The organism is Larkinella sp. (genome assembly GCF_965227735.1).
In the GTDB taxonomy this organism is placed as follows: domain Bacteria; phylum Bacteroidota; class Bacteroidia; order Cytophagales; family Spirosomataceae; genus Larkinella.
The window spans coordinates 143,813-165,727 of the sequence record NZ_OZ245776.1 but is presented as its reverse complement, the minus strand read 5'-3'; the positions used below and the strand labels follow the sequence as shown (position 1 = coordinate 165,727).

The window sequence follows — 21,915 nt, the reverse complement described above, 5'->3', positions numbered from 1 at the left end:
AATGGAATTAACGATAAAAAAATCAATGCAACAGACTCAGCAGATCTGTGCGATTCAGCGATTTCAAAATGGCCGAGTCGGTTTTGATGAGGTGATCGGCCAGGTCTTTTTTGGATTCCTGAAGCTGAAGAATTTTGTCTTCGATGGTATCCGGGCAAATCAGACGCACGGCCACCACATTTTTCTTCTGACCCATGCGGTAACTCCGGTCGATGGCCTGGTTTTCGACGGCGGGGTTCCACCACGGATCGACCAGATAGACGTAGTCCGCCTGGGTTAAATTGAGGCCCGTTCCGCCCGCTTTCAGGCTAATGAGAAACACCCGGACGGTTTCGTCGGTCTGAAACCGGTTGACGCAGGCTTCCCGGTTGGTGGTTTGGCCGGTGAGGTATTCGAAGTTGATCTGTCTGGTCTTCAGTTCGTTCCGGATCAGGTCGAGCATGGTGACGAATTGTGAGAAAACCAAAATTTTGTGCTGCGGTGACTTGGTCTCAATTTGCTCGATCAGCATGTCGATTTTCGCCGACGCTTCGCCGTAAAATTCGTCGTCGTTGAGCAAAACCGGCGAGTTGCAAATCTGCCGCAGTTTGGTGAGTCCCTGCAACACGTGCAGGCGCTCCCGGGGAATGTCGCCGTCCTGCGTCGTCAGCAGAAAACTGCGGAACTCACGTTCGTAAGCGTCGTAGACTTTCCGTTGCTCCGGCCCCATTTCGCAGTGCAGAATCATCTCCGTCTTGTCGGGCAATTCGGTGGCGACCTGCGCTTTGGTCCGGCGCAAAATGAACGGACTGATTTTCTGCTGAAGCTCGCGGGCGCGTTTCCGGTCATCGAATTTGTCGATGGGCGTGGAATAATGCGCCCGAAAATAGTGGTAATTGCCCAACAAGCCCGGACAGGCAAACGAAAGTTGCCCGAACAGATCGAAGGTATGGTTTTCAATGGGCGTTCCGGTCAGGACAAACCTGGTGCGCGATTGCAACCGCATAACCGCCTGATAGCGTTGCGATTCCGGGTTTTTGATGGCCTGCGACTCGTCCAGTACGATGCAATTGAAGCCATGGTCTTTTAAAAAACGGATGTCTGACAACAGCGTGCCGTAGGAGGTCAGGATGATGTCATACTGGTCAATGTCTTTCTTCTTCAGGTTGCGGTTATTTCCATAGAGCGTGTACAGCCGGAGCGAAGGCGCAAACTTCGCTGCCTCGGCCTGCCAGTTAAACAGGAGTGAGGTCGGCACCACAATCAGGTTGGCTCGGGGGCGGTTTTTGGCTTTCTGTACCAGCAAAAAAGCCAGGATCTGGAGCGTTTTTCCGAGGCCCATGTCGTCGGCCAGGCAGCCGCCAAAACCCAGTTCGTCCAGGAAGTTCAGCCAGTAAACGCCCTCTTTCTGGTAATCCCGAAGCGTAGCACGCAACTCGGCAGGGACGGCAACGGGCGGAATGGAGGGCGAGTCGGCAAATCGGGCGGCCAGCGTCTTGATCTCGTCCGAAACCCCGCTGCTGAGTTGCCCGTCGTCGTACACCTTTCGCAGGTCCGAAAAACGAATCCGGGGTGTCCGAATCACGTCATTCACGACCTCACCCGCCTGAAAATAGGCCGAAAACCGTTCGAGCCATTCGGCAGGCAGCAGCCCCTGCGTTCCGTCGTCGAGCGGCACAAACCGGCTCTTGTTTTTGATCGCTTTGTGCAGGTGTTTTAAAGAAACCTGCTGCTTGCCGTACGATAATCCCAGTTGCGTTTCGAACCAGTTCAGGCCGCTGTTGACAACCACCGACACCTTGGCCTTGTGGGGATTCAGGCGGTTGTTTTTCAGGGAATTGAAACCGAGAACCCGGATGTTCTGGCTGTTCCAGGCGTCGAAAGCATCCAGAAACCAGTTTTCATCCAGCACCTGGCTTTTATGCAGATAAAATTCGTGTCGACCGAGCTGGCTCTGAAAATCAGGGTGCTGGCTGGCAATCGCCATCGTGAACTGAATTTCCGCTTTGTCGTCGCGCTCCACCGTGAACGGTTTTCCCCGGCTGTCGACCGAATAAATCTGTTTTTTGGACAATACCGGCACCTCAACGGTTCCGTATTTCATCACCGGCGTCAGGATGACGTAATCTTCGGAGTCGGCCAGATACAGGAGGTGTTCGCGTTCCAGATTGAAGCCGTTTTCTTCGAGTTGCGCGGGTGTTGCCGGTTGCAGATACGAATAGGTAATCCGAATCTGGTTTTCCAGTTTGGCCAAAACCGCTTCCTGAAACTCGCCATACTTCGACTGGTGCAGGACGATTCGGGTACTTTTCTTGCTAAAAAATTCAATAACCCGCAGATAATCAGGGTTGTAGACAAGGTGCAGCGTGTCGTGCAGCAGAATAAAGTAGTCGTATTTAAGAACGAGTTTATAGAGTTCCTGCGTGGTGCCCTCCAGCACGAGCGAACCCCGGATTTCGTAAAACGGCTCGACCTGACGAACCCACAACCGCAGGTCGCCCATCAGAATTTTGAGCTTTACCGGGATGAGCGACTGGGAAGAAATGTTTTCAGAAACGCTGATCGCATGGTAATAAAAAGCCAGTTTTCCGGGGTTTTCGGCCACAAACCGCAACGCTTCCAGGTCCGATTCGGTCTTTTTGCTGCGGTGGGTATGCTGAAATCGGGCGAGCGCCGAATAGAATTTTAATTCGTTCAGGTTTTCAATTCGGTTGATTGCTTCCAGTGGCTGCACCGGGGTTAACGGATTTTTTATATTCCCTTCCCGCGTCGTTGGCGCGTCGAACAGTTCCAGCCCGAAATGATCGGAATAGCGGTGTTTCGTAAAGACGACAATTCGCTGCAACTTCAACGCCGTTTCTTCCAAAACCGGTTCCGGTCGATCCGGTTTTGGTACCAGAGTTGATACCAGCAACGCTTTGTCGGCCTGATTGAATCGCAGTAATTCCGGTCGTTTGGGCTTAATCGTGAAGGCTTTATTCTCGAAGTCTACCTGGAAAAACGCATCCAGTTGGCTCTCATTCTCCAGGCCGTAGTCTCTGGCGACCGGTTTGATGGCTTCATACCGCAGGACCTGATCAAAAAAGACCCGGAATTCCTTTCGTCTGACAATCGCCGATAAAACCTGAATCTGATGTTCACACAAGCGGTCTTTCGGAGCCGAACACGAACAGGAAATCCAGAGTGCTTCTTTCGACTGACTGACGACTACTTCCGTACGCTGAATATCCCGGGATGAAATGGAAAAAGTGCCCTGATCGACGGCCAGTTCAACCGCGACGACGTCGGTGTAACTCCCTGTGGAAAAGGCGACTGCGGAACTGTGTTTGAAGAGGATTCCGTCGGTTAATGTCGGGATCGTCACCGTTTCCAGACAATACGCGGAGTGAGCCGAAAGGTTGAGCATGCGTGACCGACGAAGGTTGTTTTGAGTACTGCTCTGCAATTTACGCCATTAGCCGCGCTTGCCATAGAAATAATCCGATTCAAGTTCTATTTTTGGGCATTCCTTCACGGTATTCCTAAGCCTTTCTGAACCCCATGATCACCCGATTTCGATTTTTCACTGCGGTTTTGACCACAACCGTGAGCCTGATCGCCAATGCGCAAATACCGGTCAAACGCTTCGAACCCGTCAGTTTTTCGCAGGTCAACATCACCGACCGGTTCTGGCGTCCGAAGCTCGATAAAGTCGCCACGGCCACCTTACAGGCCTGTATTTTCCAGACTGAAGAAAAGACGGGGCGCATCCGGAATTTCGAGAAGGTGCAGCGTGGAAAACACGAAAAACACGAAGGTGTTTATTACGACGACAGCGATGTCTACAAAGCGCTGGAAGCCATTGCCTATTCGTTGAAAAACCGCCCCGACGCCGAACTAGAAAAGAAAGCCGATGAGTGGGTCGACAAGATCGCAGCCGCCCAACAGCCTGACGGATACCTCAATACGTATTATTCGCTCGTCGGTTTAGACCAGCGGTGGACCGACATGGAAAAGCACGAAGACTACTGCGCGGGCCACCTCATCGAAGCCGCCGTGGCCTATTACAACACCACCGGAAAACGGAAATTACTGGACGTCGCCATCCGTTTTGCCGACCACCTCGACATAACCTTCCGGCAACCCAACCGCCACTGGGTGAGCGGCCATCAGGAAATCGAACTGGCGTTGATGAAGTTGTATCACCTCACTAAAAATGACCGGTATCTGAAACTGGCCGACTGGTTTCTCGATCAGCGCGGACGGGGCTTCGGCGTCGGCAAGATCTGGGACCAGTGGAAGACGCCGGAATACTGCCAGGATGCCACGCCGGTGAAGGACCAGAAGGAAATTACCGGACACGCGGTTCGTGCGATGTACCTCTACACGGGGGCCGCCGATGTGGCGGCTACCACCGGTGACGCGGGTTACATGAACGCCATGAAAACCGTCTGGGAAGATGTGGTGTACCGGAACATGTACATTACGGGCGGCATTGGCTCGTCGGGTCAAAATGAAGGCTTTTCACTGGATTATGACCTGCCTAACGAAACGGCGTATTGCGAAACCTGCGCGTCGGTCGGGATGGTTTTCTGGAACCAACGGATGAACCTGCTCACCGGCGAAGCCAAATATATCGACGTACTGGAGCGGAGCTTGTACAACGGGGCGCTCGACGGCCTGAGCCTGAGTGGTGACCGGTTTTTCTACGGTAATCCCCTGGCTTCCAACGGCAATACGGCCCGGAGCGCGTGGTTTGGAACGGCCTGTTGTCCATCGAATATTGCCCGGCTGGTGGCATCGCTCGGTGACTATATTTATGGCAAAAATGAATCCGGCCTTTGGGTCAATCTGTATATCGGCAGCAACACATCGCTGAAAATTGGCAAAAGCGACGTTCCGGTTCAGATGGAGACGAATTATCCGTGGGAGGGCAGTGTAAAACTAACGATGAATCCGGTCAGAAAGACGCCTTACGCCCTGCATATGAGGATTCCGGGCTGGGTTAGCAATGTGCCGGTGCCGGGTGATCTCTACCGGTTTCAGGAAGAGCGTCCGGCGAAAATTACGGTCAATCTGAACGGAAAACCGGTCGATTACCGGGAAGAAAACGGCTACGTGGTGGTGAACCGGACGTGGCAGAAAGGGGATGTGATCGAGCTGACGCTGCCGATGGACGTGAAACGGGTGGTCGCGAAAAAAGAACTGGTGGCCGCCAATGACCGGGTGGCCATTCAGCGCGGGCCGTTGGTCTATTGCGTAGAAGGGGCCGACAACAACGGCCAGGCCTGGAACCTGCTGGTGCCTGATCAAACGACGTTTACAACCCAGGCTTATCAGGTCAGCACGGAGCCGGTGGTGGCGATTCAGGCCGAGGTGCCGGTGGTGGGGCCGTCGGCGGATGGCGCGGGTGTGGTAACGGAAAAGAAGAAAATTACGGCCATTCCGTATTACGTCTGGGCCAATCGCGGCAAAAGCCCGATGCAGGTCTGGCTACCGACCAAAGCGAAGCGGGTGAAAATCACCGACTAAAGGTTGGTGAATCCGGGTTCGAAACCGGCAAACTCAACTCGCTGGTAAAGGTGTGAGCTTTCCAGTCCAGTTGCAGGGTTCCGCCCAGGAGCGTAGTTAAGCGGTGCGTAATCCAGAGTCCCAGACCGTGGCCTTCTTTGAACGGATCGGCCCGGTAGTAGGCTTGCCGCAGATCGAGCGTCGGGCCACTTTCACGAATGGTCCGGTTTTCGATGCGAACCCGCCAAGGCCCGGAATTTTGGAGCCGGATGGTGACCACGCTGTCCGAAACGGCGTATTTGACGGCATTTTCGATCAGATTCAACAGAATGTGTTCCAGTTTGAGGGCATCCGTTTGGAGAATGGCGTCGGAAAAACCGTTGCGGTCGAAAACAGTCGTGACGCCATACTCGGCTGTCAGTGACGCCAGTTGTCGCAGGCAGTTGTCCAGTAATTCAGGAAGGTCGACGGTGGAAATTTTGAGAACCGGCGCGACGGTATCGGGCTGGCTCAGCGTCAGAAACTCATTGATCAGGCGCGTCAGTCGGCTCACTTCTTCCAGTTGACCGGTTAGAAAAGTCGAGGTTCTGGCATCGAGTGAGCTCTGTTTCAGCGTAACCTGCAAACCGGTTTTCATCACCGTCAGGGGCGTGCGAAGTTCGTGCGCGGCCGCCCCGAAAAAATGCCGCTGCCCCTCGACACTTTCCCGAATCCGGGCCAGCATCCGGTTCAAGGTTGCCGTGAGTTGGTAGAGTTCATCCTGGGTTTTGGGCAGTTCGATCGGATCGATGGCGCTCGTATTGTTGATCGCATCGACTTGATTGACAATGCGTTGAATGGGCCGCAGAAGCCAACCCGCTACGCCATACCCCGCTCCGAAAGCCAGGATCAGACTGAGCAACCAGCTCAGTCCGAATACCCACCGAAGTCGTCCGATGTCCTGCCGTAAGCTTTCATCCGGCACCGCCAGCGTCAGTTGAAGCAGACCATCGGGCGTTTGAACGGGTGTGCCTTCAATGGTGATGGACCGGTGGGAGAATTGGTTTGATGGAGGGGCGGTTTCGTCCGGAAAACCGGGGCTGCGGAACAACTCGCGACGCTGGCCGTAGCTGAGGTAAACCACCCGCATTCGCTCGGTTTCGGTGGGCAACGGAATCACAACGGGGTCGACACTCACGAGTGCCAGGAGCCAGGCCGCCCGGGTTTGGGTGGCGCGATCGAAAGCCCGTTGCAGGCTGGTTTCGGCGCGGGCAAGCATGAGATAACCCGCTAAGCCACTGATGATAGCAAAAACCGTCAGAACCGCGAGGACAATCCGACTGCGAAGGCTCATGGTGTTTTGAGTCGATAACCGCGCCCCACCTGCGTTTCGATCAGCCCCGCTATCCCGCTTGCATCCAGCTTTTTACGCAGTTGGTAAATGTGTACTTCGATCACGTTGCTGCCCATATCGTAGTCAGCCGACCAGACTTTTTCGGCGATTTCGTTTTTGGTAACCAGTTGTCCGGCCCGGCGCAGCAGCAGTTCCAGCAGGGCAAATTCCCGGTTGGTCAGGGTCAGGCCGGTTCCGCCTTTGATAACCTCGTGCGAGATCAGCCGCATTTCCAGATCGGCCACCCGCAGCACTACGTTATCGCTGGTGGTCGTCCGGCGTTGCAGAATGCGGATTCGGGCCAGCAACTCGTCAAAATCGAACGGTTTGCGGAGGTAATCGACCGCGCCCAGGTCCAGGCCCTGCACCACCGTGGCCGGATCACTCAGGGCCGACAGAATCATCACCGGCACCGTTAACCCAAAAGCCCGGAGGTTTTTCAGGACCTCAAAACCGGTTTGGCCCGGCAACATCAGATCGAGCAGCACCAGGTCGTACAGCCCACCGGCCAACTGGTCGAGTCCTTCAGAACCGGAGTGCGTGAGGTCGGCGACGTGGCCGTTCTGTTCCAGGCCCTGTTTTATAAACCGGCCCAGTTTGCGCTCGTCTTCGATAACCAGAATTTTCATGAAAACGCAGAAATGCAGGGATGTAGGTAGCCGCTAAAAGTAGGAGAGATTCGAACCAAAACAAAACCGCTCCGGCCTTTCTTCAAGCCGGAGCGGTTTTGAAAACGGGACTTACCGAACCAGATACTGCTGGCCGTTGATGGTCAACACCGATGCGCGGAGGATGACCGCTTTTTCGAGTTGAACCTGTCCCTCATGCGGAGTTTTGGCAAAGCCCTGTACCGTAATGGTGCTGCCTTTGGTCGCCAGATTCGACAGTTGAGTGACTACGTTCGACGGAATGCGAACAATCGTTTTGGCATCCCCGGAAATAGATAAAATCAATCCATTGACACGTCCTTCGCGGTCGAGCTGGTAATCCGCGATTTTTCCGGTGACGGTACTCATCGTCGGCGTGGCGGGCGGGGTGGGCAATACAGTCGGCGGAGCATCGAGAACGGTCGTTTTACCCGCTGTCAGGCTCGTCATCCGAAACAGGTTTTCGCCCGTGGGAGCGGTTTCGGAAAAACCGGTAACACTAACGTTGCCGCCGACCTTTACCGCCTGTTGAACCGACTGGCCGAGGTGCGCCGGAAATTTTACCGTGGTGACGGTTCCGGACGCACTTTTAAGCGTAAAACCGTTTAAGATAAAATCGTCATTGCCCGTCAACTGGCCGACGGTTCCCGTCACGGTGGTCAGTGCCGTCAACCCGTCCCGCTGTCCCAGGGGGCTACGGGCTTCCCGGCTGCCGGGTCGGTGGCCGGGATGCCGACCGGGTCCGCCGGGTCTTTCCGGTCGTGGCTGATCGAAGTCGGGTGGCGGCAAACCGGGCGTCAGCGCGGTTACTTCGGGGCCGTTGGGCTGACCCGGAGCGGTTTGGGCGTACAGTTGGGGGGCAAGCAGGCTGCCCGTGAGCAGGAGGCCGGTCAAAAGTGTTGCGTTGGTTTTCATTCGTAGATGTTCTTTACGGGTTGATTACGGTAGCAAAACTAACGACGCGCTCTAAGGCCAATCTGAACCTGAAATTAATTTTTCTTCATACCGTAACCCATTCAGAATTCTTCCTCCATCAGTTCACGCGTGATCATCACAGCCGCCCGCAGTCCGTTGGTGGCTGCGACCAACACCTGCCGCATCATCGTGTGGGTATCCCCGGCAGCAGACACACCCTCGACGCTGGTCTTGCCAAATTCATCGACTTTGATCATTCCTAACTCATCGAGTTCACAGCCCAATTGCAGCGCCAGATCATTCGACTGCCGCATCGCCGGTCGCGCATACAAAGCCTGCAGAGGTTTTACCGATTGATCGGCCAGGTTCAGCGCATCGAGCTGACCGTTTCGGTGTTGCAGGGCCACCAGCGGGGTTTCGATAATCGGAATGGCGTGTTGGTGTAGTTTGGCGGTTTGTTCCGGGGTGAGGGTGGAGGGGCCGTTGGTGAACAAGGTCAGGCCGGGGTTCCAGTGGTGGATCAATTTTGCCAATCCGAACCCATCATCGCCATTGCCCAGCACCCCAACAACCTGGTCTTTCACCTCGTAGCCGTGGCAAAACGGGCAGTGCAAAACCGAAATGCCCCAGCATTCGGCAAAACCGGGCAGGTCAGGCAGGAGGTCGGTTAAACCGGTCGCCAGAATGAGCCGTTTGGCCGTAAATACGTCGCCGGTACCGGTCTGCACCTGAAACGAAGATCCCGATGGCTGAACGGTGGTTACGGTTGTATCCTGCAGGCTGACGGTCGGGTAGGCCAGGGCCTGCTCCCGGGCGATCCGCGTCAGTTCGGCGGGTGTTTCGCCGTCGCGGGTCAGGAAACTGTGGGAGTGGGGCGTTTGCCGGTTGGCGGGCTGGCCGCTATCGAGTACCAGAACCGTCCACAAGGAACGGCCCAGAACGAGGGCCGCGCTCAGACCGGCGTAACTGCCGCCGATGATAATGACGTCGTAGGAAGGAGTTGATGGTTTGTTCATGACTGTATTTCTGATGACTAGCGCAGGATTGACGTTACCTGAGAGAAAGTCGCGTCGGTTCGTTCCTGGATCTGCCGGATGTTGTCGAGCATGCCCAGTTGTAAATCACGCATTTTATCGGCGGGCAAATCTTTCAGCGTGGCATCCGCATGGTGGTGATGTTCGTGTTTGCCGTGTTCGTGGTGATGATCGTGCGGCATTCCCGGCACTTCGACCAGGTTTTCTTCCCATTGTTCAAAAGCTTTTTTCAGACTGTCGAGCGTCGTTACGGTCGCCAGTGCAACGGGTTCCGTACGGTTTGCCAGCAGGGTTTTGAGTGAATCGATCTGTTCGATTTGGGGCTCGATAACAGCCTGAATCTGGGTGGATTCGTTGTGAAATCTGGCGGCTTCCTCAAGCAGAGGATCTTTCTGGTCTGAACGGGAACAGGCTCCCAGGCTGAGGCCCAACGGAACGATCAATGAAAGGATGCGTATCATGATACTGGTTTTTAGAAGAGAAGTGGGCCGAAATCTACATAAATTGCAACAAGGTTGCAAGTGTGTTGCTCGTTAAAACCGACGTTCGACCGTTTCCTGCCCTATTCCCAAACCGGAAACGGATCGTTAAACCGGCCCCCGGCTGCCAGATGCTTCAACTCCGGTTCGGTACACAAACAAGCTCGCAATTCCTGCGTTACCTGTTCGGCATCCAGATCCTGACCGATGATCACCAGTTCGTTCTGGCGGTCGCCAAATTGTTTGTCCCAACGGGCTTCAATCGCTTTCTGATTTTCGATGAAACTGGCATAGCGGCTTCGCTGGCTGAACGGCATCGACGCCCACCAGACGCCCGCCCGCTCGGCCCGCAGACTGCCGCCGGCCTGGCTAAAATTCAGGGCTTCGTCGGGCCGGGATGCCAGCCAGAACAACCCCTTGCTGCGGAAAATGCCCGCCGGGAAGTTCTGGCTTAGATACGCCCAAAACCGGGCGGGGTGGAATGGTCGCCGGTCGCGAAAAACGAAGGAGCCAATGCCGTATTCTTCCGTTTCGGGGCGGTGGCCTTTGCCGGATTGGTGGTTTTGCAGTTCCTGAATCCAGCCCGCCGACTGTGACGCTTCTTCAAAATCGAACAGGCCGGTGTTCAGAATCCGGGCCGGGTCGATGCGGCCAAACTGGCTCTCGATGAGCTGGGCTTTGGGGTTCAGTTTTTTCAGAATGGCCTTCAGTTCGCCCACCTGGTGCGGGTTTAACTGGTCGGTTTTGTTGATAACCAGCACGTTGGCAAACTCGATCTGGTCGGTGAGCAGGTTGACGATGGTGCGGGTGTCCGTTGCGTCCTCATTCAGGTTGCGGTCGAAAACCGTTTCGATACTCCCAAAATCGCGCCCGAACTGGCTGGCATCGACCACCGTCACCAGCGTATCCAGACGCGAAAACCGGGACAGGTCGACGCGGTTTTGGGCATCGACCGAATCGTCGGACTGGAACGAAAACGTCTGGGCCACCGGCAGCGGTTCCGAAATGCCGGACGACTCGATGAGCAGGTAATCGAACCGGTTTTCGGAGGCCAGCCGTTCCACTTCAAGCACCAGATCTTCCCGCAGGGTGCAGCAAATACAACCGTTGGACATCTCCACCAGCTTTTCTTCCGTCCGCGACAGGGTGTTCTCATTCCGAACCAGTTGTGCATCGATGTTCACTTCGCTCATGTCGTTGACAATCACGGCTACTTTCAAACCGGCTTTGTTGTGCAGAATGTGGTTGAGTAAAGTGGTTTTACCGGCCCCTAAAAAACCGCTTAAAACCGTAACGGGAAGTCGTTTCATGTGTGTGCTCAAATAGAAGGATGAACGTGGCGGGTTAATGGGTGTGGTCGTGAGCGCGCAGGTTGAGCAGGTGAAAGCCAATTAACCCGGCGGAAGCCGCATAGGCCAGGTATTCAAACGCTTCGTGAACGTCTTCCAGCAACAGGGCTCCGGCGAAAAGGCCCAGGAAAAACCACAAGCCCACCTTAACCACCCGCTGGCTGGCCCGGCGCGTGGCAAAATAAACGGCGACGATATTGACTCCGATGAAGACATAATCCAGACTTAGAAAGCCAATCCGCAACGTTCGATCCGCCAGCAGGCTGGACGAAATGAGCAGGATGGGTGTGATCAGGCAGTGAATGATGCAAAGCACAGAACCGGTGATGCCGATGTAATCGGCTTTTGATGAGAGCGAGGCCATAAGTTTATGTTGGCTGGTATTGAAAATGAACGGCACAAAAGTACGGTATTTTTCGTAAATGCAACAATGTTGCAAAAATGAATTGATAGAGATTTTATTGGGATGATCAGTTCGAAACCGGGAGGAGCTAAGAAATCCATCAGCCCACTGCTTTAGCTGTGGGTAAATTGTCCTGAAATCGAATTATTCCGGAACCGTTTTAACGGTTTGCTGGACGAGGAAACCGTTAAAACGGTTCGGTTAGCATGGGGTTACATTTGCTTTACCCACTGCTAAAGCAGTGGGCTATAAGCCAAAACAGTAATTCGGCATTAATTCAATGAAGGGATTTAGGGGTAGAAAGCGAAAGTCTTAGGTATATAAAACCGATAATTTTTAAGTTATTGGGCAAAAATTGAAAAACGATTTGTCTCATTGCATTCAGCAACATGATTAACACCATTGTATTTGATCTGGGGGCGGTTTTGATCGACTGGAACCCGCATTACCTGTACGAGAAGATTTTTAAGGAAGACGAAATGCATCATTTTCTGGCGACGGTTTGCACCCCCGCATGGAATGAAGAGCAGGATGGGGGACGTTCGCTGGCCGAAGCCACGCAGGTATTGATTGCCCGGTTTCCGGAGCACGAGGAGAACATCCGGTTTTTCTACGACCGCTGGCCCGAAATGCTGCGGGGCGAAATACCGGGGACGGTGGAACTGCTGAAAACGATCCGGGACAGTGGGAATTACAAGCTGTATGCGCTGACCAACTGGTCGTCGGAGACGTTTCCGATTGCCCTCGAACGCTTCGAGTTTCTGTCCTGGTTTGATGGGATTGTGGTGTCCGGCGATGAAAAGGACCGCAAACCGTTCCCTTCTTTTTACAAGACGTTGCTGAACCGGTATGCCATTGAACCAACTGAAGCCCTGTTCATCGATGATAACCTGCGGAATATAAAAGCGGCTGAGGACCTTGGGATTCACGCCATACACTTCATAAATCCGACGCAATTAAAAGACGCCTTACTCGCGTTCAATATACCGGTTTAACAATCGGCTTTTGGTTTTCTAAACCCTTCCTGTTCAATTATGAAAAAGTACATCGTCGCTCATCTGACGCTGCTATCTTCGTTGACCCAAATCCGGGTGAATCGACGCTACCCGATGAAACACGCTTCTCTTCTGACTTTTTTCTCTTGCCTTACATTGATCGACTTCGCGCAGGCCCAGCTTCCGCCCGTTTTTGAAACCGCCCGCGCCAAAGAAGCCCAGACCGAAGCCACCGTCCGGCGGTTTTTGTCGCCCGTCAAAATTCTGTGGCAAACCGGTACCATTCGCAACGCCGAACGGCTGTTGAAAGTCGGGAACGGGCAGGCGGATTTGTCGGGGAAAGATATGTGTTCGCTGAAAAGTGACGCCAACGGCAAAGCAAGTCTGCTGCTCGACTTTGGGCGGGAATTGCACGGTGGTTTGCAGATCGTGACGGGGCAGTGGAAGGAAAGCAAGCCCATCAACGTCCGGATTCGGTTTGGCGAATCGGCCAGTGAAGCAATGGCGGACATTGAACCCAAACAAAATGCGACCAACGACCACGCCATCCGCGATCTGACGGTTCAGGTGCCGTGGCTGGGCAAACTGGAAATCGGCAATACCGGTTTTCGCTTCGTTCGGATCGACCTCGTCGATGGCAATACCGAGCTGCTGCTGAAGGAGTTGCGGGCCATTTTTGTGTTTCGGGATATTCCGTACCTTGGCTCATTTCGGAGCAGCGACGAACTGCTGAATAAAATCTGGGCGACCGGCGCCTACACCGTTCACCTGAACATGCAGGATTACCTCTGGGACGGCATCAAGCGCGACCGGCTGGTGTGGGTGGGCGACATGCACCCCGAAGTGGCGACCATCAACGCCGTCTTTGGTTATAACGAGGTGGTGCCGAAAAGCCTGGATCTGGCGCGGGACATTACGCCCCTGCCCGGCTGGATGAACGGCATCAGCACCTATTCGATGTGGTGGATTCTGATTCAGAAAGACTGGTATTTGCAAAACGGTAACCTCGACTATCTGAAACAGCAGAAGGATTATCTGGTGAAACTGGTCGACTTGCTGATTCAGAAAATTGACGAAAAGAACAGCGAAAAGCTGGACGGAACACGGTTTCTGGACTGGCCGTCGAGCGAAAATCCGAAAGGGATTCACGCTGGCTTGCAGTCGATGCTGGTGCTGTCGCTGAATGCCGCCGGGGATTTGAGCCGCATTCTGAACGACCCGGCCACGGCCAGAAAATGCGCCGATGCGGTCGCCCGGCTGAAGCAATACGTTCCCGATCCCAACGACTCCAAACAGGGGGCGGCCTTGCTTGCGCTCTCCGGGTTGATGCCCGCCGAAAAAGCCAATAAGGACGTGCTGGCAGTGAACGGCGCGCGCAACTTCTCGACCTTTTACGGCTATTACATGCTCCAGGCGCAGGCCAAAGCGGGTGATTACAAAACCGCTTTGGCTAACATCCGCGAGTTTTGGGGCGGTATGCTCAAGCTCGGGGCAACGACGTTTTGGGAAGATTTCAACCTCGACTGGGTGAAAAACGCCGGGCGCATCGACGAACTGGTGAAGGAAGGTCAAAAAGACATCCACGGCGATTGCGGGGCTTATTGCTACGTCGGGTTCCGGCACAGCCTGGCCCACGGCTGGGCGTCCGGCCCCACGCCCTGGCTGACGGAGCACGTGCTGGGTATCAAGGTGGTGGAGCCGGGTTGCAAAGCCATCAAAATCGAGCCGCATCTGGAGGATTTAACCTTCGCCGAAGGAACCTTCCCCACGCCGTACGGGATTGTGAAGGTGAAGCACACCAAACTGGCGGGCGGCAAAATTCAGACGGAGGTGAGCGGGCCGAAGGAAGTGCGGATTATTCGGTAGCGGGACGAACTTTCAGTCACAATCTGCCAGCCCAAACGTATTGACCCGCTTCGTATTGCCCTCTTCAACCGTCTGAGAAACCGCATAGTTGTGGTTGTTTTTGACCACATTGGTGATTAGGAACGTCTTGTGAGCGGTTATTTTTCCCGAGTCATCGAAGTCATCGCTTTCAAATCTTTTCAGGATGGTTTTCTTCCAGGGATAGAGGTTAAAAACATCAAACGGTAACCCCCGTTTGGCCAGCAGCGATTCGGGACTTTGGGTGGAGGAATCGTAGACGTGGGCTTCCGCATAATATTTCGTTCCGTCTTCCAGATACTGGTAGGTGCTGTTTCCGTTGGCGTCGTACGAAAAAACTTTTTCAAACGTGGGTTCGTCCTTACTGGCCGGAACGCCCTTGAAGCGCAGAATGCGCCCCTCGGCATCGTACTGGACGGTCGTGGTCAGAATGGTTTGGGTGCCAACGAGGTCCTGAATTTCCGTGAGTTTTCCGTCGGTCCAGCGGCATTTCAGGCCACTGCCAATGCCCCAGTCGGTGAGTTGGTCGGGTGTTTTTCCGTCGACGGTAATCGTTGCGCCGGTTATCTGATTCGCGCTGTTGTAAGCGAAGGTGTAGACATATACGTGCTCGGTACTGCCGCCGGTCGGCCCCTTGAAGTTGACGGTTAGCTGGCTGACGTTGCCAGCCGCGTTGTAAGCATACTGGTGTTTGTTGCCGTTGCCACGGTCGATGGCCGTTAGTTTGCAACGCGTTTCGGCTGGTGCGTCGACCTCCGATTTTTTGCAGTGGGTCAAACTCAGCAGGGTAAAGCCCAGCAGCAGGGCGCTCAGTACGGTTTTCATGGAAAATGAAGTTGTTTGGTGTGAATGACCTTGGTCACCACAAACCTATCGGGGCAATGCCGGTTGGCCATCGCGGTTTATACGAACAGACGGGATGCCTATTTGAAGCGGTTTTTTTGCGATGCGATCCGGTGAGTTATAAAAAAAGATGAACGTGATATTTGTCACGGAACCGGTTTTTCCAAAGCCGTAGTTTTACACCATCAACCTTAAAAATGAATTTTCATGATGAATCTCATAAAAAGTCTGTTCGGCACGTCCGACACCAGCCAGTTTGACGAAATCCGCTCACAGGGTGCCCTGATCATCGACGTTCGCTCGCCGGGCGAGTTTGCTGGTGGGCATGTGGCGGGGGCTGTCAACATTCCCCTCGACCAGCTCGAATCCAAACTCAGCACGATCAAAGGCTACCAGAAACCCCTGATTCTGTGTTGTGCTTCCGGGATGCGCAGCGCCCGCGCCAAAGCCATCCTGCGGGGTAAAGGCGTTGAAAATCTGCATGATGCCGGTAGCTGGCGGAATTTATAGGAACCAGCGTTGACGGAAACCGCCCGAACCGGCCATCCGGTTTTGGGCGGTCCGAAATCGCTTTGGGTCGTTTCTGCGTATATATGTTGCTGTTAACCCAAGCTACGTATGAAACGCCTTTTTTCTCTGTCCATCCTATTTTTTCTGCTGATTCAGGCCGGTTTTGCCCAGAAAGCCACCAGCACCGTTCAGGCCATTCGCTACATCAAACTTGCCAACACGCTCCGGGCGCTGGACAAACCGCAGGATGCCATCAACCTGCTGGAGAGGGCATTACCCGCCGTTCGGGGCCACAATCCGTACTGGGAAGCCTTTGCCTGCGAGTTGCTGGGCCTGGCCCATTACGAAAACAACAACAGCGAAAACGCCGACTATTACCTCAAAATTGCCCGTAGCCGCTACGAGAAGTTGCGGTATGTCGCCAGTGCCTGGGGTGTCAATGAACTGATTCGTGATATTTCCGGTAAAAACCTGTACGCCGGGATTCAGTTTGGGGCTTCGGATGTGAAGCTGGCGATTTTCAAGACGAAGTACGAAAGCGATTTTTACGAAAAAGATATCAAAACCCGGTTTGAGGTTCCCAACGTCAGTTTTGTGGCCAATGCCTCGAAGTCGCTGGAAGCCGGGCAGAATGCGCTGAAAGTCTGTCTCGATACGATCAGCCGCTACAACATCCCGACCGAACGGATTTTCATTGTGTTCAGCAACGAAATGAAGGAGGGACTCGCCAAAACCCCGGCGACGAAAAAGATGCTCTACGACCAGTTGTCGCGGGCGTTGCCGACGGGCAATCTGCGCATCGACACCACGCTTTCCATCGACCGCGAAGCCGAACTGTTCACCGTTGGTTCCATTCCCCGCAAAGTGTGGCCGACCACCTCTTCGCTCAACATCGGCAGCGACGTGACTGTGGGCGGTTATTTTGATGTCGACAAAACGTTTCACCCGATTGAAATGCCGGTGGGGATGAACACGCTGGTGAGCCAGATTGAAAGCAAGCGTTCACTGAACACGGACGCCTTTAAAAAAGAAGCCCAGCGGGTGATCAAAACCGTGGCGGATACGGCCCTGGCACCCCGATTCAAAACCAGCGGTGCGGGACTGCAACAACGCCGGACGGTGGGGCTGGGGGGCGATGTGGCCTGGGCGCTGGTGACGTATCTGCATCCCGAGAAAACCGGTACGACAGCAGTTGCCATATCACTGGACGATGTAGAGCGATTCAAAAAATTGGTGATGGATGATTACCAGGCGCTGACACACCCCAATGTGAAAGACATCGCCGACGCAACTCTTCGCAGCAAAGCCGAGCAGGAAATCAGCGTGGTTCGTGATCAATTGAGTGAAAAACAGCTCATTGCCGGAGCGTTGTGGCTCGAATCCATCATGAAAACCTATTCGACGCCCTCGGCTCCCAAGCGGTTTGTGTTCATCCGAAATTCGGACATTGGCTGGGTAACCGGAAAGTTTCTGGAAACCATCAGTGGCGAATACGAATCCACCATTGCCAAAGGGGCGCTGTATACCCGCTAGTTACGGATTGTCTGTCGGAGGTGAAAAGAAGCCCGCAGGACTGGCGAATGGATAACCCGGAATTGCAATCTGAATCCCATCGGGATGGCGCATTTTGTAGAATAGGCCCCCTACATGAAAATCAAAACCAATCCCGTAGGGATGATCCATTTTGTCGCAACTACATCCGCAGAAAACCCGTAAATTTCGTAGGTACAAAATGAACCACCCCTACGGGACTCACCCTCTCTATCAATGCACACGGTTCCTGCAAAATGGATCATCCCTACGGGACGGATGGCGCAACCGGCTCCGGTAGAGAAACGAAAATCAATCGGCGCTACCGGGCTCCCGCAGAAAAACGAAAATCAATTCGGGCTTCGGGTACTATCATCCCGGCTTGGGCTTGAATGAGCCCCAAAGCCGGGTGACACGTCAGGGCTTGGTAGCCGGGTAGCCGCAACATCCGGATCGTAAAAAGCTCTCTTCGAGGGATTGGAGGATACAATGCTAAGAGCAATGTTGTGGTTAAATAGAGTGTTTAATAGTCCTGTTTCGGCACATTTGCGTATATTCAAACGCAAATGTGCTTTTTTTTGAATAGCCAAAACCCAATAAACCCCATGCATTCCAATCGTCGCGACTTTATCAAGGGATTGTCAGCCGCTTCGGCGCTGGTGGCTACCCAGAGTGTCGCTAAGCCATTCAATATTATTCGTGATCTGAAAAAGATCAGCCCCAACGACAAGATCCGGATTGCCACCATCGGCATGGGGATTCAGGGGAACTTCGACACCCAGGCGGCTCTGCGCAACCCGGATGTGGAACTGGTGGCCGTGGCCGATCTCTACTCCGGGCGGCTCGAACACGCGCGGACGGCTTTCGGCCAACAGGTCTACACAACGCGGGATTACCGTGAGATTTTGGCCCGCAAAGATGTGGATGCCGTTCTGGTGGTCACGCCCGACCATTGGCACGACCACATTACGATTGCCGCCCTGAAAGCCGGGAAACACGTCTATTGCGAAAAACCGATGGTCCAGCACCTCAACGAAGGCAAAGCCGTGATCGATGCCTGGAAAAAATCGGGAAAAACCATGCAGGTGGGCAGCCAGCGCATCAGCAGTGCGTCGTTCAAGGAAGCGAAGCGACTGATCGAGGCCGGGGATATCGGGCAGATCAACTACATCGAATCCAACAGTGACCGCTTCAACGCCATTGGGGCCTGGAATTATTCCGTGCCGCCCGATGCCTCACCGCAGACCGTCGATTGGGACCGGTTTCTGGGCGATGCGCCGAAGCGTCCGTTCGACCCGATCCGGTTTTTCCGCTGGCGGAACTTCAAGGATTACGGCACGGGGGTGGCCGGTGACCTGTTCATTCACCTGATTACGGGCGTTCATTACGTGACCAGCACGCTGGGGCCGACCCGGGTCTATTCGTCGGGCAACCTGGCGTATTGGAAGGAAAACCGGGATGTGCCGGATATCATGACGAGCATCATGGACTACCCGAAAACGGAGCAGCACGAAGCGTTTCAGATGGTGTTACGGGTCAATTTTGCGAATGCCGGTAAAATCAGCAACGTGACCCGGATCATCGGCAACGAAGGCACGGTCGAGTTTTCGGAGAACAACCTGATTCTGACCAGGAAAAAACTGCCGATTGCGCCGGGCTATGGCAACTACGACAGCTTTTTTACGTTCACGGAGGATGTGCAGAAGAAATTTGTGGAGCAATATGACGCCAAATACCCGCCCGAAACCCGTACCGCCGAACCGGTGAAGGAGGTAAAATTCGAGGCCCCGAAAGACGACGACGCCCACGCCAAGCACTTCGCGGATTTCTTTACAAACATGCGGGCGGGGAGCCAGGGAACCATCGAGGACCCGGTTTTCGGGTTCCGCGCAGCCGCCCCGGTTCTGGCTTGCAACGAAAGTTATTTCGAAAACAAAGTCGTGCATTGGGACCCGGTCACGATGACCCAGAAGTATCCCGATGGAGCAAAAAGCAAGAAACCGTCGACAGGAAAGAAACCCGTTAATCCGGCCCAAAAAGTCACCACGGTTGCGAAGAAATCGTAAGCGTTTACGGTTTTCAGGATTGATGCGTACAGTTTTGACCCGTTAGGGTCACCACAGCGCAGGTAGAAATTGGTTCCCGTGTGCGGGTCCGTGTGCCGTCAGGTACACAACGGTTATGTACCTGACGGCACATGGGCACGCCAGGACCGGTTTTATCAACCGACGCTGCGCTGTGGTGACCCTAACGGGTCAAAAAAACGGGGTGAATAATCACCCTACACTGAAAAGAATCCTGAATTCACGTTAAAAACGATCCTCTAGCCTAACCCTTGATCGATGACCATTGGCAATCTGTTTGCGGCCATTCCGGCCTCGCTGCCTGACGAACTTTTTGAGGAGCTGGTGGCGGAGAAAGGCATCAAAATCGAACGCATCATCTCCAAAGGACACGCTTCACCGGACGGTTTCTGGTACGATCAGCCGGAAAATGAATGGGTGTTGGTGTTGCAGGGAGCAGCCCGGCTACGGATTGAGGGCGTTGACGAACCCATTGAATTGACCGCCGGAACACACATCAACCTGCCTGCCCACGCCAAACACCGGGTTGACTGGACGAAAGAAGACGAAGAAACCATCTGGCTGGCAGTTTTCTACTGACTTCTATAGCATAGTCCGTAAATACCTAAAGATGAGGGTAAATAAGCCACAGAGCGGCAACGATCAGCGTCTCCAGGATCCAGATGTGAAGGTTGTTTCTTTCCAGCACCCGACGAATTAAAAAATGCATTCCGGCGAAACCCAGGGCAATGGGAATGCCGAAGAAGAATTGGAGAATGTTGTTGTCCTGACCGGTGTTCAAAAAACCGTAGACAATCATGACCACCCCGATCAGCGCCATCAGCATGAGTGGCGTCAGAATACTGACTAGCTTCGATAAAAACATTTATTTTCCCCGTCCCGGTGTCAGGCCCAATTTCTCGTTGTAATAGCGGACCGTTTGAATCACCGAAGATAAGTTGCTGGGTTTGTCCTGCGTATCCCGCTCAATAATAATATGACCCGTAAAGTGCTGCCGTTGTAATTCCCTGAAGACTTCCGGAAAATTGATGACGCCCGTGCCAACCGGCACATCTTTCAACTTGGGGTCGTTGTAGGCGGCAATATCTTTCAAATGCAACGCAATCAGGTGACCTTCCAGTTTTTTCAGCCCCTCGACCGGGTTGATACCGCTCTTGGGCCAGTGACCGATGTCGGCGCAAACCTTGAAATTAGGATGGTTTTTGAGGGCCGCCAGCACCGAATCCGGATGCCAGTAGGCACTCACGCCCTTCCAGTGGTTGTGGAGAGCCACTTTCAGGCCGTAAACACCCGCCAGACTGTCCACGCTGTCCCACAAATCTACCGGCGGTTCTGCCGTGACGTATTTCACATTCAATTTTTTGGCTAATTCAAATTCGTGCGTCCATTTATTGATGGTTTTGCCGCCGGTTAAATAAATGGATTCCATCAACAGGCCTTTGTCGCTAACCTGCTGCTTGAGTTTGGCAATGCCCGCCCACGACAGATTCATCAAAAGCGAATCCTTGAGATCGGTCCCGGCCCGGCCAAAGGTGTAGCCTTCCACAAATTTCAAGCCCGCGCTGTCTGCCTTGGCGAGTTGCTCGGGAAACGGAAACCGATTGAACGTATACAGGGCAACGCCCAGTTTCCAGTCTTTCGGCCCGGCATAGACCGCAGCGGATTTTGAATGACCCCGGTTTGCGGATTTGCCGGTTATTTTCTTTTTATCCTGAGCCGACAGGTTCGCCGAAACCAGCAGCCAGAGCGTCAGAAAGAAAAAACCGGCTAGGCTGCTTGATGAGGTCTGTGTTGATTGAGGGGGCGGGAAGGCAAGTGGTTTCATGGGCGGTAAATGGGGTTAGGGGAGCAAGATACACAAGATACAAAAGGATTGGTGATCGGCATGGTTTTGCCCGGATCAATCAAAAGGCTGACCGCTTGCGGGGCCAGCCTTTCCGGGTGGATATAATCAGTCTGGGGTAAAACCGCATTGGATTGTCGATGCGGTTTTACTGAAAGGCAATCAGTCGGGGCGTGGCCGTCACCGGTGGTGTAGTGGCCAGTGTTAATTGCTGGGTGGTGGTGTCTACGCCGTTGGTGATGGAGACCTGATAGACGCCGTCGGGCAGATTCCGGACGTCCAGTTGCAGCCGGGCGTTTTGACGGTTTTTCCCGATTTGCTTGCTGAACACCTCGGCCCCCGCCTGGTTGACGATCCGAACCTCGACGGCTCCGCCGGTTTGTTTATTCAGCGCAATCCGGAGTTTGCCTTCGGTGGTGGTATACATGCCACTCTGAAAAGTGACCGGTTTTTTAGGATGAACAAAAGACATATAGACATCCGCCTTTGCAAAAGAGACACTGGTCAAGGTCATCAGAAAGGCAACGAGCAGGGATTTGGAGAGCGTTTTCATGGCGT

General features: G+C 54.0%; 19 protein-coding genes. 7 read left to right on the top strand and 12 right to left on the bottom strand.

Annotated features, from left to right (window positions below; translation table 11 throughout):
- Positions 1 to 22 precede the first annotated feature (22 nt).
- On the bottom strand, positions 23 to 3,385 hold the full coding sequence (locus ACO064_RS00635) for a DEAD/DEAH box helicase (RefSeq protein WP_421825499.1): 3,363 nt from the start codon (positions 3,383 to 3,385) through the stop codon (positions 23 to 25).
- Between the two features lie 134 nt (positions 3,386 to 3,519).
- On the opposite strand from ACO064_RS00635, the gene ACO064_RS00630 reads away from it, so the two are divergent.
- Complete coding sequence (locus ACO064_RS00630) at positions 3,520 to 5,490, top strand: glycoside hydrolase family 127 protein (protein ID WP_421825498.1); 1,971 nt, start codon at positions 3,520 to 3,522, stop codon at positions 5,488 to 5,490.
- On the opposite strand, the gene ACO064_RS00625 is transcribed toward ACO064_RS00630, so the two are convergent.
- From ACO064_RS00625 to ACO064_RS00595, 7 genes are all read right to left on the bottom strand, one after another.
- On the bottom strand, positions 5,480 to 6,802 hold the full coding sequence (locus ACO064_RS00625; protein WP_421825497.1) for a sensor histidine kinase: 1,323 nt from the start codon (positions 6,800 to 6,802) through the stop codon (positions 5,480 to 5,482). The genes ACO064_RS00630 and ACO064_RS00625 overlap by 11 nt on opposite strands.
- Positions 6,799 to 7,470, bottom strand: coding sequence for a response regulator transcription factor (locus ACO064_RS00620; RefSeq protein ID WP_421825496.1), 672 nt, complete (start codon positions 7,468 to 7,470; stop codon positions 6,799 to 6,801). The genes ACO064_RS00625 and ACO064_RS00620 overlap by 4 nt, the downstream gene beginning before the upstream one ends.
- Positions 7,471 to 7,581: 111 nt before the next feature.
- Positions 7,582 to 8,403 carry a hypothetical protein gene (locus tag ACO064_RS00615; RefSeq protein WP_421825495.1) on the bottom strand — a complete coding sequence of 274 codons (822 nt, stop codon included), beginning with the start codon at positions 8,401 to 8,403 and terminating at the stop codon, positions 7,582 to 7,584.
- Between the two features lie 101 nt (positions 8,404 to 8,504).
- Positions 8,505 to 9,419, bottom strand: a complete 915-nt coding sequence (locus tag ACO064_RS00610) for an NAD(P)/FAD-dependent oxidoreductase (RefSeq protein ID WP_421825494.1) — start codon at positions 9,417 to 9,419, stop codon at positions 8,505 to 8,507.
- A 17-nt stretch (positions 9,420 to 9,436) separates the two neighbouring features.
- Positions 9,437 to 9,898, bottom strand: coding sequence for a hypothetical protein (locus ACO064_RS00605; protein ID WP_421825493.1), 462 nt, complete (start codon positions 9,896 to 9,898; stop codon positions 9,437 to 9,439).
- 101 nt (positions 9,899 to 9,999) lie between these two features.
- Positions 10,000 to 11,226 carry a GTP-binding protein gene (locus ACO064_RS00600; protein ID WP_421825492.1) on the bottom strand — a complete coding sequence of 409 codons (1,227 nt, stop codon included), beginning with the start codon at positions 11,224 to 11,226 and terminating at the stop codon, positions 10,000 to 10,002.
- A gap of 34 nt (positions 11,227 to 11,260) precedes the next feature.
- Positions 11,261 to 11,629: a MerC domain-containing protein gene (locus ACO064_RS00595; protein WP_421825491.1), complete on the bottom strand. Its 369-nt coding sequence runs from the start codon at positions 11,627 to 11,629 to the stop codon at positions 11,261 to 11,263.
- A 428-nt stretch (positions 11,630 to 12,057) separates the two neighbouring features.
- On the opposite strand from ACO064_RS00595, the gene ACO064_RS00590 reads away from it, so the two are divergent.
- A complete protein-coding gene (locus tag ACO064_RS00590) occupies positions 12,058 to 12,663 on the top strand; it encodes an HAD family hydrolase (RefSeq protein WP_421825490.1) in 606 nt (201 codons plus the stop codon).
- A gap of 39 nt (positions 12,664 to 12,702) precedes the next feature.
- The gene (locus tag ACO064_RS00585) at positions 12,703 to 14,529 is read left to right on the top strand and encodes an alpha-L-rhamnosidase C-terminal domain-containing protein (protein ID WP_421825489.1); all 1,827 of its coding nucleotides are present in this window, start codon (positions 12,703 to 12,705) and stop codon (positions 14,527 to 14,529) included.
- Positions 14,530 to 14,541: 12 nt separating this feature from the next.
- Here ACO064_RS00585 and ACO064_RS00580 read toward each other — a convergent pair whose 3' ends face one another.
- Positions 14,542 to 15,372, bottom strand: a complete 831-nt coding sequence (locus ACO064_RS00580; RefSeq protein ID WP_421825488.1) for a hypothetical protein — start codon at positions 15,370 to 15,372, stop codon at positions 14,542 to 14,544.
- Between the two features lie 225 nt (positions 15,373 to 15,597).
- Here ACO064_RS00580 and ACO064_RS00575 point away from each other — a divergent pair, with 225 nt between their 5' ends.
- The 4 genes from ACO064_RS00575 to ACO064_RS00560 all read left to right on the top strand — a co-directional run bounded on the left by ACO064_RS00575 (position 15,598) and on the right by ACO064_RS00560 (position 20,093).
- A complete protein-coding gene (locus tag ACO064_RS00575) occupies positions 15,598 to 15,900 on the top strand; it encodes a rhodanese-like domain-containing protein (protein ID WP_421825487.1) in 303 nt (100 codons plus the stop codon).
- A gap of 108 nt (positions 15,901 to 16,008) precedes the next feature.
- Positions 16,009 to 17,433, top strand: a complete 1,425-nt coding sequence (locus tag ACO064_RS00570) for a tetratricopeptide repeat protein (protein ID WP_421825486.1) — start codon at positions 16,009 to 16,011, stop codon at positions 17,431 to 17,433.
- Positions 17,434 to 18,035: 602 nt separating this feature from the next.
- Positions 18,036 to 19,496, top strand: coding sequence for a Gfo/Idh/MocA family protein (locus ACO064_RS00565; protein ID WP_421825485.1), 1,461 nt, complete (start codon positions 18,036 to 18,038; stop codon positions 19,494 to 19,496).
- A 276-nt stretch (positions 19,497 to 19,772) separates the two neighbouring features.
- Entirely contained in the window at positions 19,773 to 20,093 is a 321-nt protein-coding gene (locus ACO064_RS00560) for a cupin domain-containing protein (RefSeq protein ID WP_421825484.1), read from the top strand.
- A 25-nt stretch (positions 20,094 to 20,118) separates the two neighbouring features.
- On the opposite strand, the gene ACO064_RS00555 is transcribed toward ACO064_RS00560, so the two are convergent.
- The 3 genes from ACO064_RS00555 to ACO064_RS00545 form a co-directional block, all read right to left on the bottom strand.
- Complete coding sequence (locus ACO064_RS00555; protein ID WP_421825483.1) at positions 20,119 to 20,379, bottom strand: hypothetical protein; 261 nt, start codon at positions 20,377 to 20,379, stop codon at positions 20,119 to 20,121.
- A complete protein-coding gene (locus tag ACO064_RS00550; protein WP_421825482.1) occupies positions 20,380 to 21,339 on the bottom strand; it encodes a sugar phosphate isomerase/epimerase family protein in 960 nt (319 codons plus the stop codon).
- Positions 21,340 to 21,505: 166 nt separating this feature from the next.
- Positions 21,506 to 21,910: a T9SS type A sorting domain-containing protein gene (locus tag ACO064_RS00545; RefSeq protein ID WP_421825481.1), complete on the bottom strand. Its 405-nt coding sequence runs from the start codon at positions 21,908 to 21,910 to the stop codon at positions 21,506 to 21,508.
- Between the last annotated feature and the right edge of the window lie 5 nt (positions 21,911 to 21,915).